Below are 11,869 nucleotides of genomic sequence, written 5' to 3' on the forward strand. Positions count from 1 at the left end.
CCTTACAGCGTGTAGGTGGGTGCGCCCTTGTCGAGCTGGCCGGCCAGCAATGTCTCGATCCGGTCGCGCACGATCTGATCCTCGGCACGAAAGTGTATGCCGATACCCGGCCTACGGCGACCGGACACACCGGGGGGTGAAACCCAGACAACATGTCCCGTCACCGGCATCCGTTCACTCTCGCCGGGCAGGGTCAGCAGCAGGAACACCTCCTGGCCCAAGGGGTAGCGCTCCTTGGTGGGAACGAAGATACCGCCGCGCTCCAGCGAGGGCATATAGGCTGATAACAGGGTGGGGATGTCCTGTATGGTCAACGACAGGGCTTTCTGTCCTACCATGCCACGCCTCCTGGGCTATCGGTCTTATGGGGGTCGAGACAATATACTGCTATGAACGCAGCAGGGCCGACCAACGAACCAGCCATGCTTCCAAGACCAACTGGGGGTTGGGGTTGCCCCCAATGGCCAATAATCGCCGCTGTTCCCTGGCATAGTCGAGCAAACGGAACCAGTCGCGAACCCGTGCATTCTTGATTGCCTGACGGTACAGGGGCAGTAGATCGGTGTTACGCACCTGCCGGCTGTCTCCCGACAACCCCAGGCGTATCAGATCTTCCAGCCAGGCGATACCGTACCACAGGACCTGCTCGACGGGATGCCGGGTCAGGCGTGACGCCTCGGCGACCGGCTCAGCGCCACGCACCAGGGCATCGAATAATTCGTGCAGCTCCTGACGGAGCCCTCGTGCCTCGGCACCCGCCATGTCCACGGCCAACAGGGGCCGGCCACCGGCGACCCGCAGCCAGAAGGCACCCTCCTGGCCGTCTCCCAATTTCTGGGTAAGCCAAGGCAGGCTCGCCGGCTCGCTGGGTACAGCCAGGCTCCAGTGCTGGCATCGGGAACGAATGGTCGGCAGCATCCGCGATGGGGTATCGGCAAGCAAAATGAACAGGGTACGATCCCCGGGCTCTTCGAGACTCTTCAGCAAGGCATTCGACGCGGCAACGTTCATGGCCTCCGCCGGCTTGAGGACGATCACACGATAGCCGCCCTGCTGCGCGGTCTGCGAGACGAAGGTATTGACCTCCCGGATCGGGTCGATACGAATCTGGCGGCTCTTTTCGGTGGGACTGATACGCATCAGATCGGGATGGTAACCGGCGGCCAACATGGCGCAGCTATGGCAATGCCCGCAGGCTACCGGCCCAGGCGCCTGGCAAAGGGTGCGCGATACCAGGGCATCGGCCAAGGTCTGCTTCCCGAGTCCCTGCGGCCCGGACAGCAGGAGCGCGTGGGGAAGACGCCCCTCGTCCTGCAGCGACACCAGCGTATCCCAGAGAGATTGCTGCCAGGGGTAGGGCTGATACGGGACGGAGCCAGCAGTACTCATGAGTTCAACAACCTATCGAGATGCTTCTCGAGCTCGCTCCGTACTTCGGACAGCGCACGCGAGGCATCTACCACGCGGATACGTGAGGAATCTTGAGTGGCTCGGGCAAGATAGGCTTCCCGAACGCGCTCGAAGAAAGCCGATCGCTCCTGCTCGAAGCGATCGCGCTGACCGCCCTGCTCGCTCAAACGTCCCTCGAGCCGGGCTTGAGCTTCCTCAACCGGCATATCGAGCAATAGTGTCAGGTCAGGTGTCAGTCCTCGCTGTACCAGAGACTCGAGGGAAGCAATGCGTGCGGTATTCAGACCGCGGCCGCCTCCCTGGTAGGCAAAGGTGGCGTCCGTGAAGCGATCGCAAACGACCCATGCCCCACGAGCCAAGGCGGGCCGGATCACTTGCGACAAGTGTTGGGCTCGGGCCGCAAACACCAGCAGCAGCTCGGCATCGTCGTCCAGCGGTTCCGACGAAGAAGGATCGAGAAGAAGCTCACGGATGGCCTCGGCACGCGGCGTACCGCCCGGCTCCCGGGTGCGAACGATGTCGATGTCCCTGCTTTCGAGCCAGTCGCACACCCAGGCGAGGTTGGTACTCTTGCCCACTCCCTCGCCGCCCTCCAGCGTAATGAAGCGTCCTCGACTGGTCATGAGGCTCCCGACGATGCGTTCATCGATTACGAATGTAGCGGTTGACTGCGTTATTGTGCTCGCGCAGCGTACGTGAGAAATGGTGCGTACCATCCCCCTTCGAGACGAAATACAGGGTATCGCCGGACGCGGGGTTGACCGCTGCCTCGAGCGCGGCTCTTCCAGGCATGGCTATCGGGGTCGGCGGTAGTCCATCAATGGTATACGTATTGTATGGCGTCGATTCCCGTAAATCGGCTCGTGTTATGTTGCCCTCGTATCGCTCTCCCATCCCGTAGATCACGGTGGGATCGGTCTGCAGGCGCATGCCGCTTTCCAGGCGACGCTTGAAGACTCCGGCAATTTCACGCCGCTCTTCCGGGGCTCCTGTCTCCCGCTCGATCAGCGAGGCCATGATGAGCGCTTCGTAGGGCGTATCGAAGGGAAGATCATCGTCGCGCTGGGCCCAGACTTCTTCAAGCTGAGATACCATGCGCCGATAGGCCTGCTGAAGGATATCCCAGTCGCTCATTCCCTTGTGATAGCGATACGTGTCGGGGAAAAACCAGCCTTCGGGATGCATCCCTTCGCGGCCCAGCTCAGCCATGATTTCGTCACCGCTCATGTCGGTGGCCCGCTGCTCCAGCTTGGGGGCGTTGGCGAGATGGTCACGCATCTGGCGAAAGGTCCAGCCTTCGGGAAAGGTCAACGGATACGTGACGATCTCATTGCTACCCAGCAATGCGACGAGTTCCCGCCCCGTCATCCCGGGTGTTATCCGGTACTCGCCGGCACGAAGCTGCGGCACAGTGTCGGGTTCGAGACGCGACATCAGCCGAAACGCCCAGGGATCCTCGATCACGTTCTGCTCGGCCAATTCGGCAATCACGCGATGATAGCCTGCCCCACGAGGCACCTCATAGAGCATGGGTTCGTCCAGCGCTACCGGGGCCGTCAGGCGACTGTCCCAATATTTATAGGCACCGAAGGCGGTAGCGCCCAACAGCAGCGCCACCAGAAGCAAGCCTTTTACCACGCGCATTCTTCACCTCTCATACACTGCATTCTTCAAATCAGTGGCAGTGCCGGGTAGCCCAGAAGCCGCTGGCCGACATTCTGAAAGCGTCTATGGCTAGGCGAAAGTGACCAGGTCGCCACAACGTTACCCTGGGTGTCGTCGAGCCGGGTTACCGGCCATAAGCCTTGCACGGAATTGCCAACCCATAAGGCTTCGCTTAGAGACAGCGCCTCAGGCCCTCTCTCGACTTCATCGATAGCAAGCTCTTTGCGCAACGCGGCCCTTAGCGTTCCCGCCACACCGCAGGCGGTGAGCGAAGGCGTTTCCAGGCGGCCCTCGCGCTGCCAGAACAGATTCATGCTTGTAGCCTCGACAATCCAGCCCTTCTCGTCACACAGCAGCCCTTCCTCAACGCGGTCATCGGTCCACTCCGCCCGCGCCAGGACATTTTCCAGACGATTGAGGTGCTTGAGCCCCGCCAAGGCGGGCTGACGGGAAAGGCGCAGGGCGCAATGACGAATCCGGACACCCCCATGCCAGGCGGAGGTATTGGGTGTGAACGGCACAATCCGCCAGCGCAACCGGCACTCCGGCGCTTCCGGCAGGGCATAGCCACGCCCACCACTCCCCCGCGTCACGATGAGCTTGAGCACGGCCAACCCCCGTTCCGCGTGAGCGAAAGGCGCGTTGAGCGCCTCCGGGGTTGGCAGGGTAATTCCCAGGCGATGGCAGCCTCGTGTCAGACGCGCCAGGTGATGCTCCCAGAGCAGGGGCACCCCGTCGCGAACGAGCACGGTCTCGAACACGCCATCGCCGTAGGCGAGCCCCCGATCGTCGAAGGGTACTGCCGTGTCATGGGCCATGTTGCGTGTCGCCGTTCACACTCGCTTGAAGATCAGCGAACCGTTGGTGCCACCGAAGCCGAACGAATTCGACAGAGCGACGTCGATCTTCATCTCACGTGCCGCATGCGGCACGTAATCGAGATCGCATCCCTCCTGGGGATTATCCAGATTGATCGTCGGCGGCGCGACCTGATCTCGAATGGCCAAGATACTGAACACGGCTTCAACGGCACCCGCAGCACCCAGCAGGTGGCCTATCATCGATTTGGTCGAGCTGACCGCAACGTGATTGGCAGCGTCGCCAAGCACCCGTTTGATGGCTCGGGTCTCGGCCAGATCACCGGCTGCGGTAGACGTGCCATGGGCATTGATATAATGCACCTGAGAGGCGTCGATCTCAGCATCCCGAATGGCGTTTTCCATGGCCAAGGCTGCCCCACTGCCATCCTCGGGCGGCGCTGTCATGTGGTAGGCATCATCGCTCATGCCAAAGCCGGTCAGCTCGGCATAGATAGTCGCACCACGACGCTTGGCATGCTCGTACTCTTCCAATACCAGCACACCGGCCCCGTCCGACAGTACGAACCCGTCGCGATCGCGATCCCAGGGGCGGCTCGCGGCAGCGGGATCGTCGTTGCGCGTTGACAAGGCACGTGCGGCCGAGAAGCCCCCCAGTCCCAGCGGCGTGGTAGCCATCTCGGCCCCACCGCACAACATCACGTCGGCGTCGCCATAGGCGATCGTACGAGCGCTGTAACCGATATTGTGGGTGCCCGTGGTGCACGCGGTAGTGATAGCGATATTGGGACCCTTGAAACCATGCTGGATCGCCAGGTTTCCCGAGATCATGTTGATGATCGAGCCAGGCACGAAGAAAGGCGAGATCCGCCGAGCGCCGCCTTTAAGCATGACGTGATGATTATGTTCGATCATCGGCAGCCCGCCGATACCCGAACCGATCGCCACACCGATGCGATGCGCGTTCTCCTCGGTGCATTCCAACCCCGAGTCCTGCATCGCCTGCGCACCGGCTGCAATACCGTACTGGATGAACAGATCCATCTTCCGTGCATCCTTGGGATTAAGGTAAGGGCTGATATCGAACCCTTTTACCGATCCCCCGAAGCGGGTGTTGAACCCGGTGGTATCGAAGTGCTCGATGGCGGCGATACCGCTCTTGCCTGCCAGGATATTGTCCCAGCTTTCTTTGACGGTGTTGCCGACCGGCGTTACCAATCCGAGCCCGGTCACCACGACCCTTTTACGAGGCATCAGTACTCCTCCCGACTTACTCTTGGCATGCCCTTCCACTCAACGGAAGCTGCCGCGTTTTGGCGCATTATACCTTATCAAACCGGTACGTGTGCCCAGTCATGTCATGTATTGCCTCGCGCGCTCCATAAAAAGCGAGAGCCGCCCTGTTACCAGGACGGCTCTCGCGGCGAGCGCTCTATGGCGACGATGCGTCTCGCTAGGGATGCGAACGTGACGTCACGACTTACTGATGCGCGTTGACGTAGTCGATCGCTTCCTGAACGGTGGTGATCTTCTCGGCTTCTTCATCAGGGATTTCGGTATCGAATTCCTCTTCAAGCGCCATCACCAGCTCGACGGTATCCAGGGAATCCGCGCCGAGGTCCTCGGTGAAGGAAGAAGTGTTCTGGATGTCCTCTTCCTTGACGTTCAGACGCTCGGCCACAACCTTCTTCACGCGCTCTTCGATGGTGCTCATTATGTCGTCACTCCTAGTCGTACGAAATCCGCAAGCCAAAAAATGCTGCGGGGTAGTTTATAGACCGCCCCAAGCCGATGCAATACAAGCCTCGACCGAGCCGTCAGCGCATATTCATGCCGCCATTGACCTGCAGGGTTTCACCCGTAATGTAGCTCGCCCCATCGCTGGTCAAAAACCCGACGGCAGCAGCAATCTCTTCGGGCTGGCCCAGCCGGGACAGCGGGATCTGCGCCAGAAGAGCCTCATGCTGCGCCTCGGGCAGTGCATGCGTCATGTCCGTGGCAATGAAGCCAGGCGCCACGGAATTGACCGTGATATTGCGAGACGCCACTTCACGCGCCAGAGCGCGAGAGAACCCTTCCATACCCGCCTTGGCCGCAGCATAGTTGCTTTGTCCAAGGTTGCCCATGGTCGCCACTACCGAACTGATACTGACGATTCGGCCAAAGCGTGCCTTGGTCATGCCGCGTAGACAAGCCTTGGACACACGATAGACGGACTTGAGATTGGTATCGAGGACGGAATCCCACTCCTCTTCCTTCATGCGCATCAACAGATTGTCGCGGGTGATGCCTGCATTGTTGACCAGAATGGTCGGTGCGTCGAACGCTTCGCCGATGGCCTTGAGCAGAGCATCGACGCTCGCCTGATCGGTCACGTCAAGCTGACGACCAGCCCCCTCGAAGTCGTGATCCTTGAGGTCGGCATCGATTTTTTCGGCCCCTTGAGCCGTCGTCGCCGTTCCGATCACGATACGTCCCTGACGTGCCAGCTCATGCGCTATCGCACGACCGATTCCCCGGCTCGCACCGGTCACCAGAGCCACTCTACGCTCACTAGTCATAATCCATCCCGAATCCGTCTAGATCGTTATCAGGCCTGAAGCCCTATTGGCTGGCCGTGTCCCGCGCCAGTTCGAGTGCGGCAGACAGGCTCTCCGGATCATTGATGGCCAGGCCCTTGCTGCCTTTTGCAATGCGCTTGTTGAGTCCGGTGAGCACCTTACCCGGACCACACTCAATGAATACTTCCGCCCCAAGACCCTGCATGGTTTCGATGCAGGATGTCCAGCGAACCGGCCGATATAGCTGCTCGAGCAGGCGTAGGCGCAGCGTTTCGACATCCGCATGGGCCTGAGCGTCGACATTCTGGACGACCGTGTAGCGCGGCGGACGAATGTCGATCTCCTGCATGGCACTCGCCAGGCGATCCGCTGCAGGACGCATCAGTTCGCAGTGCGAAGGCACCGAGACGGGCAGCGGCAATGCCCGTTTCGCACCCGCTTCCTGGCAACGCGCGATGGCACGATCCACGGCAGCTTTGCTACCGGCAATCACGACCTGCCCGGGCGCATTGTAGTTGACGGCAGCCACCACCTCAGACGAGCCATCCGGGACAGCGTCGGAACAGGCGCTCTCGACCGCAGCATCATCCAACCCCAATATGGCTGCCATCGCGCCCTGGCCTGCCGGAACGGCTGCCTGCATCGCCTCACCACGCAAGCGAACGAGACGAACCCCCTCGGCAAAGCTCATTACTCCGGCACAGACCATGGCACTGTACTCGCCGAGACTATGCCCAGCCATGGCCAGTGGACGTGGCCCCTCCAGTTCCTGCCAGACACGCCAGATAGCAACGCTGGACGTCAATAAGGCAGGCTGGGTACAGGCGGTCGCATTCAGCGCGTCCTCAGGCCCCTCCTGCACTACGTTCCACAGGTCGTAGCCGAGGGCGTCCGAGGCCTCCTCGAAGGTCGTACGCACCACGCTGTAGCGTTCGGCAAGCTCCCGCATCATTCCAACATGCTGGGAGCCCTGTCCCGGAAAGACCAGGGCCAGGGATTGAGTCATGACTTTCACCTTTCTATTTGCGTCCTATCGGCTCGGGCCATCCGGTAGGGAATGGCCGGCCGCCGCTTGGCAAGCTCACAGGCTAGCCGTGCCGGCAGCGCCTGTTCGACTTCGAGCACTGCACGAGAAACCGCATGAGCGAAACCGGTAGCGTCAGCACCACCATGGCTTTTCACCACGATACCGCCAAGCCCTAACAGGCTAGCTCCATTGTAGCGCACCGGATCGAGCTGCCCCTTGAGGCGACGCAGCGCCGGTTGCGCCAATAGCCCAACGAGACGACTGGTCCAGTGGGCTTCGAACGTCTGCTGAACTCGTTCGATCAGCATGCGTGCCAAGCCTTCACTGGCCTTGAGCACGGCATTGCCGACAAAGCCATCGCAGACGACGACATCCACCTCGCCGGAGAATACGCCATCCCCCTCGACGAAACCGAGATAACCCAGGTCGTCCAGATCGCGTAGCCAGGCATCGGCCTGACGCACGCTGGCCGTGCCCTTGGTTCCCTCGACGCCGACATTGAGCAGGGCGACCCGGGGCCGCACGACGCCATCCACCTCACGCGCCATGACGTCTCCCATCAAGGCAAAGTCGACCAGGCGCTCGGCACTGGCCTCGACATTGGCTCCGAGATCGAGGAGATAGCACCGTCCTCCAGCTCGCGTAGGTATGGCCGTACTGATCGCGGGACGCGGTATGTCGGCCACGGTGCCCAGGGCCTGTCGCGACAACGCCATCAGCGCCCCGGTGTTGCCAGCACTCACCGCTGCATCGGCCTCGCCCGCGACTACGCATTCAAGCATCATCGCAAGACTTGAATCACGCGGCGCACGAAGAGCGCTCGAGGGCTTCATGTCTTCAGCAATGATCGTGGGGGAGTCTGCGAGGGAGAGGCGAGAGAGAACGGACGTAAAACGTGACGGGAGATGAGCAAGCACCTCCTCCATGTCGACACGACGACCGAACAGTCGAACCTCGAGCGATGGATGGACCTGCAATGCCTGGGCTGCACCCATAACGGTTGCGCGGGGACCGAAGTCCCCGCCCATCGCATCAATGGCGAGTCGCACGGGAGCGTCAGCTATCGAGCGTCGCCGAAGCCATCATCGACTCAAACGTCGATGACCTTACGGCCGCGATAGAACCCATCGGCTGCCACGTGATGGCGACGATGCGTGGTGCCGGTTTCCTTGTCCTGGGACAGGGTCGGGGCAGAAAGGGCATCGTGGCTACGGCGCATGCCGCGCTTGGAACGGGTCTTGCGGTTCTGTTGAACTGCCATGAGAGATCACTCCAGAGTGAATCGACTATTCAGGATTTGCCCTTGAGGTGGCGCAACACCTCGAAGGGACTCGCAGCGGGTTCAGCCGATGTTTCGGCGTCCTCGCCACTGGTCAGCTGGTCGCGAGAGACAGCGCAGTGCGCCTCGTCGTGGTAAACCACCTGAGGCAAGCTAAGGATGAGTTCATCCTCGAGCAAGGTCAGAAGGTTCAGCTGTTCGTTTTCCACCAACACCGGCTCGTGCGTGCTTGGCAATTCTGCCGCCAGTGAATCGTGGGTGACCAACCCCAACAGGAAGCGACTTTCGATCGCCACCGGCATCGGTTCCAGACATCGTCGACAGGGCAATTGAGCCTCTGTCTCGAGCCACCCCTCTATGACACGTCGGCCCTGGCTATCGATGTCGAAGTCGAGTCGAACGCGGCAATCGCCCTGCTGCGGCCCGGCCTCTAGAGCCAGCCGCTCGAAGGCGTCGAGAGGCACGAGGCCCTCGAGCCTTTCGCGCTGCGCGGCGAGCCGGTAAGGCTCGACCTGTAATGGGAGTCGTGTGGTCATCATAGGCGCGCAATGATAGGCACTCGCCAACCCTCTGTCAAAGCACGGATGACGCCTTGTCGCGGGTTTTACACCTTGACTGTACAAGGCCATGGAGCGCGAGGCAGACTCGCTGACGTCACCACCTGACGGTACTCGTTCATCAAGGAGGAAAACGCCCATGTCAGCCCTGGTACTCGCTTCGAGCTCACGTTGGCGACGTCAATTGCTGGATCGCCTAGGCCTGCCCTATGTCTGCGCCAGCCCCGACATCGATGAAACACCGCGTCCCGATGAATCGCCGGAAGCCTTGATACACCGCCTGGCCCTGAGCAAGGCCAGCCGGCTGGCACAGGACTACCCTTCCCACTTGATCATCGGCTCGGATCAAGTCGCCGTATTCGAGGGTGAAATTCTTGGCAAGCCGGGAAGCGAGGCCAAGGCCAGGGAGACGCTGACTCGCTTCTCGGGGCAACGCGTCCACTTTCTGACTGGTCTGGCCCTGCTAGATACCGCCCAGGGCATGCATACGGTCTGTCATGAACAGTACGATGTGGTCTTTCGCCGGCTCAGCGACCGTGAAATAACCAACTACGTGGCCCGCGAGCAACCTCTGGATAGTGCCGGCAGCTTTCGCATGGAAGGCCTCGGCATCACGCTATTCGACAAGCTGGAGGGAGACGACCCCAATACCCTGATCGGTCTCCCTCTGATCCGGCTATGTCAGATGCTGCGTGACGCCGGCCTGGACCCACTCGGCGACACTCAATAAAGCTGATAGCGAAGAGGGGTTTGACTGGAGGGTATGCCGAGCCATTCCGCCGCCATGCGTCCGAACCGACGCGAGAATCGCTCAAAGGGGTCGAGCTGCGGCGTGTAATCGCGTAGACGAGGCTCTTCCAGCATCTCGCGAGCCAGGCCATTCAGGCTTCCCAGTCGGTCGACCAAGCCCAGCTCGAGGGCCTGCTCACCCGTCCAGATCAAGCCGGAAAACAATTGCTCGTCATCCGCGGAAAGACGATCGCCACGCCCGGCACGGACATCGTCGGTGAACTGCCGGTGCGTGGTGTCGAGCACATCCTGCCAGAATGCCTGCTGATCAGGGCTGATTTCCGAGAATGGATCGAGGAAAGCCTTGTTTTCCCCCGCAGTGAAGATTCGCCGCTCGACGCCGAAGCGCCCGATGGCATCCTCCAGGCCGAAGCTAGCGAAAATCACGCCGATCGAGCCCACCATGCTGGCCGGTGCAGATACGATTTCATCGGCGGCTGAGGCGATATAGTACGCCCCGCTCGCGCCCAGATCCTCGACCACGGCAATGATCGGCTTGTCGCCTTGCTCCCGCAGGCGCATGATTTCCTGGTAGATTCTTTGCGATTGTACCGGGCTACCCCCTGGGCTATTAATGTGCAATACGACGGCAGCGGCCGTCTCGCTTTCCCAGGCCCGCCCCAGCCCACGGATAATTCGCTCGGCATTGGCGGGCGACTCGCTATCGATGACGCCATTGACCTCGACGACACCCAAGTGGGGCGAGGTGGAGGCCGGTGTGGCCGTGGCGGTATAGATGCTGTAAATGCTGGTAGCCAGCAGCGAAAGGAGCAGTGCCGCCATCAGGAAACGAAAGAATAGTTTCCAGCGGCGGGATCGTCGCTGCTCGACGAGCACCCCGTCGATCCAGCGATCCATCATTTCCAATTGTGCCAGCCGCTGACGTTCGCGCAGGGTCTCGGCATCATCGCCGGCGGGGGCTTGGGGGCGACCTGCCGCCCGGGCCTCTCGCTCGCGCCTGGCTTCATCGGGGCTCAACTCGGGTCCCTGTGTCCACTTGTCCGATTCACGGGCGTTTTCACCGGGACCAGGGGAACGAGGGTCGTCCTGTCGCTTATCGTCACTCATGGGCTTTCTGCTCGCTAGGTTTATCCGCATCATGCAGCCAGTCGATGAGATCGTCGAACCGTTCGGCCACACAGGCCGGCTGACTGCGCATCAGGCGATCCACGGAATGCACGCCATACGTGACAGCCGCGCGATCCATGCCAAGCGCCTTTGCCATCTCAAGATCGTATTCGGTATCGCCGACCATCAGCGCTTCGGCAGCCTCGATGTCGAGCTCTTCAAGCAGTTCCGCAAGCATTTGCGGATGCGGCTTGGAGCGGGTTTCGTCGGCCGTACGGCTGGCATGAAACCAGGCACCGCTACCGTTGGACGAAAATGCTCTATCCAGACCGCGACGACTCTTGCCTGTAGCCACGGCAAGCCGCTGGAGCGGATTACGGCGCAGGCGCTGAATGCCTGCCTCGACACCGGGGAAGAAGCGCATCGGGGTCCGGTCCGCTGCCACGAAATGGCGAGAGTAGCACTCACGCAACTGCCTGGACTGAGTCTCGGATATCCCAGGACATAGCCGATCGATGGCCTCGGGCAACCCCAGACCGATGATATCGCGCACCTGCTCCCGGCCGAGCTCCCCAAGGCCGACCTCCCGCCCGGCCGCTTGCATGCATTGGACAATGCGCGCCTCGGAGTCCATCAGGGTGCCATCCCAATCGAAGATTACCAGTCGGTAACGCATTCGTTATCTCATCCTGTCC

15 protein-coding genes are annotated in these 11,869 nt (G+C 61.1%); 1 reads left to right on the forward strand and 14 read right to left on the reverse strand.

Going from position 1 to position 11,869, the window contains the following annotated elements; all coding sequences use genetic code 11:
• Positions 1-2 precede the first annotated feature (2 nt).
• From JH15_RS02545 to JH15_RS02600, 12 genes are all read right to left on the reverse strand, one after another.
• On the reverse strand, positions 3-338 hold the full coding sequence (locus JH15_RS02545) for a PilZ domain-containing protein (RefSeq protein WP_043526699.1): 336 nt from the start codon (positions 336-338) through the stop codon (positions 3-5).
• A gap of 49 nt (positions 339-387) precedes the next feature.
• Positions 388-1,389 (reverse strand): DNA polymerase III subunit delta', encoded by a 1,002-nt coding sequence (locus JH15_RS02550; RefSeq protein ID WP_043526702.1) that lies wholly within the window; start codon positions 1,387-1,389, stop codon positions 388-390.
• Positions 1,386-2,033 (reverse strand): dTMP kinase, encoded by a 648-nt coding sequence (tmk, locus tag JH15_RS02555; RefSeq protein ID WP_043526704.1) that lies wholly within the window; start codon positions 2,031-2,033, stop codon positions 1,386-1,388. Before tmk ends, JH15_RS02550 begins: the two co-directional genes overlap by 4 nt.
• Before the next feature lie 19 nt (positions 2,034-2,052).
• Positions 2,053-3,054 carry an endolytic transglycosylase MltG gene (mltG, locus tag JH15_RS02560; protein ID WP_197053264.1) on the reverse strand — a complete coding sequence of 334 codons (1,002 nt, stop codon included), beginning with the start codon at positions 3,052-3,054 and terminating at the stop codon, positions 2,053-2,055.
• Positions 3,055-3,080: 26 nt separating this feature from the next.
• Positions 3,081-3,893 carry an aminodeoxychorismate lyase gene (gene pabC, locus JH15_RS02565; RefSeq protein WP_043526707.1) on the reverse strand — a complete coding sequence of 271 codons (813 nt, stop codon included), beginning with the start codon at positions 3,891-3,893 and terminating at the stop codon, positions 3,081-3,083.
• Positions 3,894-3,908: 15 nt separating this feature from the next.
• A complete protein-coding gene (gene fabF / locus JH15_RS02570; RefSeq protein ID WP_043526709.1) occupies positions 3,909-5,147 on the reverse strand; it encodes a beta-ketoacyl-ACP synthase II in 1,239 nt (412 codons plus the stop codon).
• A gap of 226 nt (positions 5,148-5,373) precedes the next feature.
• Complete coding sequence (gene acpP, locus JH15_RS02575; RefSeq protein WP_016414620.1) at positions 5,374-5,607, reverse strand: acyl carrier protein; 234 nt, start codon at positions 5,605-5,607, stop codon at positions 5,374-5,376.
• A gap of 103 nt (positions 5,608-5,710) precedes the next feature.
• The gene (fabG, locus tag JH15_RS02580) at positions 5,711-6,454 is read right to left on the reverse strand and encodes a 3-oxoacyl-ACP reductase FabG (RefSeq protein ID WP_043526714.1); all 744 of its coding nucleotides are present in this window, start codon (positions 6,452-6,454) and stop codon (positions 5,711-5,713) included.
• A gap of 43 nt (positions 6,455-6,497) precedes the next feature.
• Entirely contained in the window at positions 6,498-7,460 is a 963-nt protein-coding gene (gene fabD, locus JH15_RS02585) for an ACP S-malonyltransferase (protein ID WP_043526717.1), read from the reverse strand.
• A gap of 5 nt (positions 7,461-7,465) precedes the next feature.
• A complete protein-coding gene (gene plsX, locus JH15_RS02590) occupies positions 7,466-8,530 on the reverse strand; it encodes a phosphate acyltransferase PlsX (RefSeq protein WP_081948838.1) in 1,065 nt (354 codons plus the stop codon).
• 41 nt (positions 8,531-8,571) lie between these two features.
• Positions 8,572-8,742, reverse strand: coding sequence for a 50S ribosomal protein L32 (gene rpmF, locus JH15_RS02595; RefSeq protein ID WP_043526720.1), 171 nt, complete (start codon positions 8,740-8,742; stop codon positions 8,572-8,574).
• Positions 8,743-8,771: 29 nt separating this feature from the next.
• Positions 8,772-9,299, reverse strand: coding sequence for a YceD family protein (locus JH15_RS02600; protein ID WP_043526722.1), 528 nt, complete (start codon positions 9,297-9,299; stop codon positions 8,772-8,774).
• A 157-nt stretch (positions 9,300-9,456) separates the two neighbouring features.
• Between JH15_RS02600 and JH15_RS02605 the strand changes: the two genes are divergently transcribed.
• Positions 9,457-10,047 (forward strand): Maf family protein, encoded by a 591-nt coding sequence (locus JH15_RS02605; RefSeq protein WP_043526724.1) that lies wholly within the window; start codon positions 9,457-9,459, stop codon positions 10,045-10,047.
• On the opposite strand, the gene sppA is transcribed toward JH15_RS02605, so the two are convergent.
• Together sppA and JH15_RS02615 are read right to left on the reverse strand one after the other, a co-directional pair.
• Positions 10,041-11,174, reverse strand: coding sequence for a signal peptide peptidase SppA (gene sppA / locus JH15_RS02610; protein WP_043526726.1), 1,134 nt, complete (start codon positions 11,172-11,174; stop codon positions 10,041-10,043). The genes JH15_RS02605 and sppA overlap by 7 nt on opposite strands.
• Positions 11,167-11,850, reverse strand: coding sequence for an HAD family hydrolase (locus JH15_RS02615; RefSeq protein WP_052383862.1), 684 nt, complete (start codon positions 11,848-11,850; stop codon positions 11,167-11,169). The genes sppA and JH15_RS02615 overlap by 8 nt, the downstream gene beginning before the upstream one ends.
• Positions 11,851-11,869: the final 19 nt, after the last annotated feature.

Source organism: Litchfieldella xinjiangensis (assembly GCF_000759345.1).
Taxonomy (GTDB): Bacteria; Pseudomonadota; Gammaproteobacteria; order Pseudomonadales; family Halomonadaceae; genus Litchfieldella_A; species Litchfieldella_A xinjiangensis.

Bases quoted from the DNA above. Each gene is read 5' to 3' on its own strand.
- JH15_RS02545 (WP_043526699.1), bottom strand. From the start codon at position 338: ATGGTAGGACAGAAAGCCCTGTCGTTGACCATACAGGACATCCCCACC.
- JH15_RS02550 (WP_043526702.1), bottom strand. From the start codon at position 1,389: ATGAGTACTGCTGGCTCCGTCCCGTATCAGCCCTACCCCTGGCAGCAA.
- tmk (WP_043526704.1), bottom strand. From the start codon at position 2,033: ATGACCAGTCGAGGACGCTTCATTACGCTGGAGGGCGGCGAGGGAGTG.
- mltG (WP_197053264.1), bottom strand. From the start codon at position 3,054: ATGCGCGTGGTAAAAGGCTTGCTTCTGGTGGCGCTGCTGTTGGGCGCT.
- pabC (WP_043526707.1), bottom strand. From the start codon at position 3,893: ATGGCCCATGACACGGCAGTACCCTTCGACGATCGGGGGCTCGCCTAC.
- fabF (WP_043526709.1), bottom strand. From the start codon at position 5,147: ATGCCTCGTAAAAGGGTCGTGGTGACCGGGCTCGGATTGGTAACGCCG.
- acpP (WP_016414620.1), bottom strand. From the start codon at position 5,607: ATGAGCACCATCGAAGAGCGCGTGAAGAAGGTTGTGGCCGAGCGTCTG.
- fabG (WP_043526714.1), bottom strand. From the start codon at position 6,454: ATGACTAGTGAGCGTAGAGTGGCTCTGGTGACCGGTGCGAGCCGGGGA.
- fabD (WP_043526717.1), bottom strand. From the start codon at position 7,460: ATGACTCAATCCCTGGCCCTGGTCTTTCCGGGACAGGGCTCCCAGCAT.
- rpmF (WP_043526720.1), bottom strand. From the start codon at position 8,742: ATGGCAGTTCAACAGAACCGCAAGACCCGTTCCAAGCGCGGCATGCGC.
- JH15_RS02600 (WP_043526722.1), bottom strand. From the start codon at position 9,299: ATGATGACCACACGACTCCCATTACAGGTCGAGCCTTACCGGCTCGCC.
- JH15_RS02605 (WP_043526724.1), top strand. From the start codon at position 9,457: ATGTCAGCCCTGGTACTCGCTTCGAGCTCACGTTGGCGACGTCAATTG.
- sppA (WP_043526726.1), bottom strand. From the start codon at position 11,174: ATGAGTGACGATAAGCGACAGGACGACCCTCGTTCCCCTGGTCCCGGT.
- JH15_RS02615 (WP_052383862.1), bottom strand. From the start codon at position 11,850: ATGCGTTACCGACTGGTAATCTTCGATTGGGATGGCACCCTGATGGAC.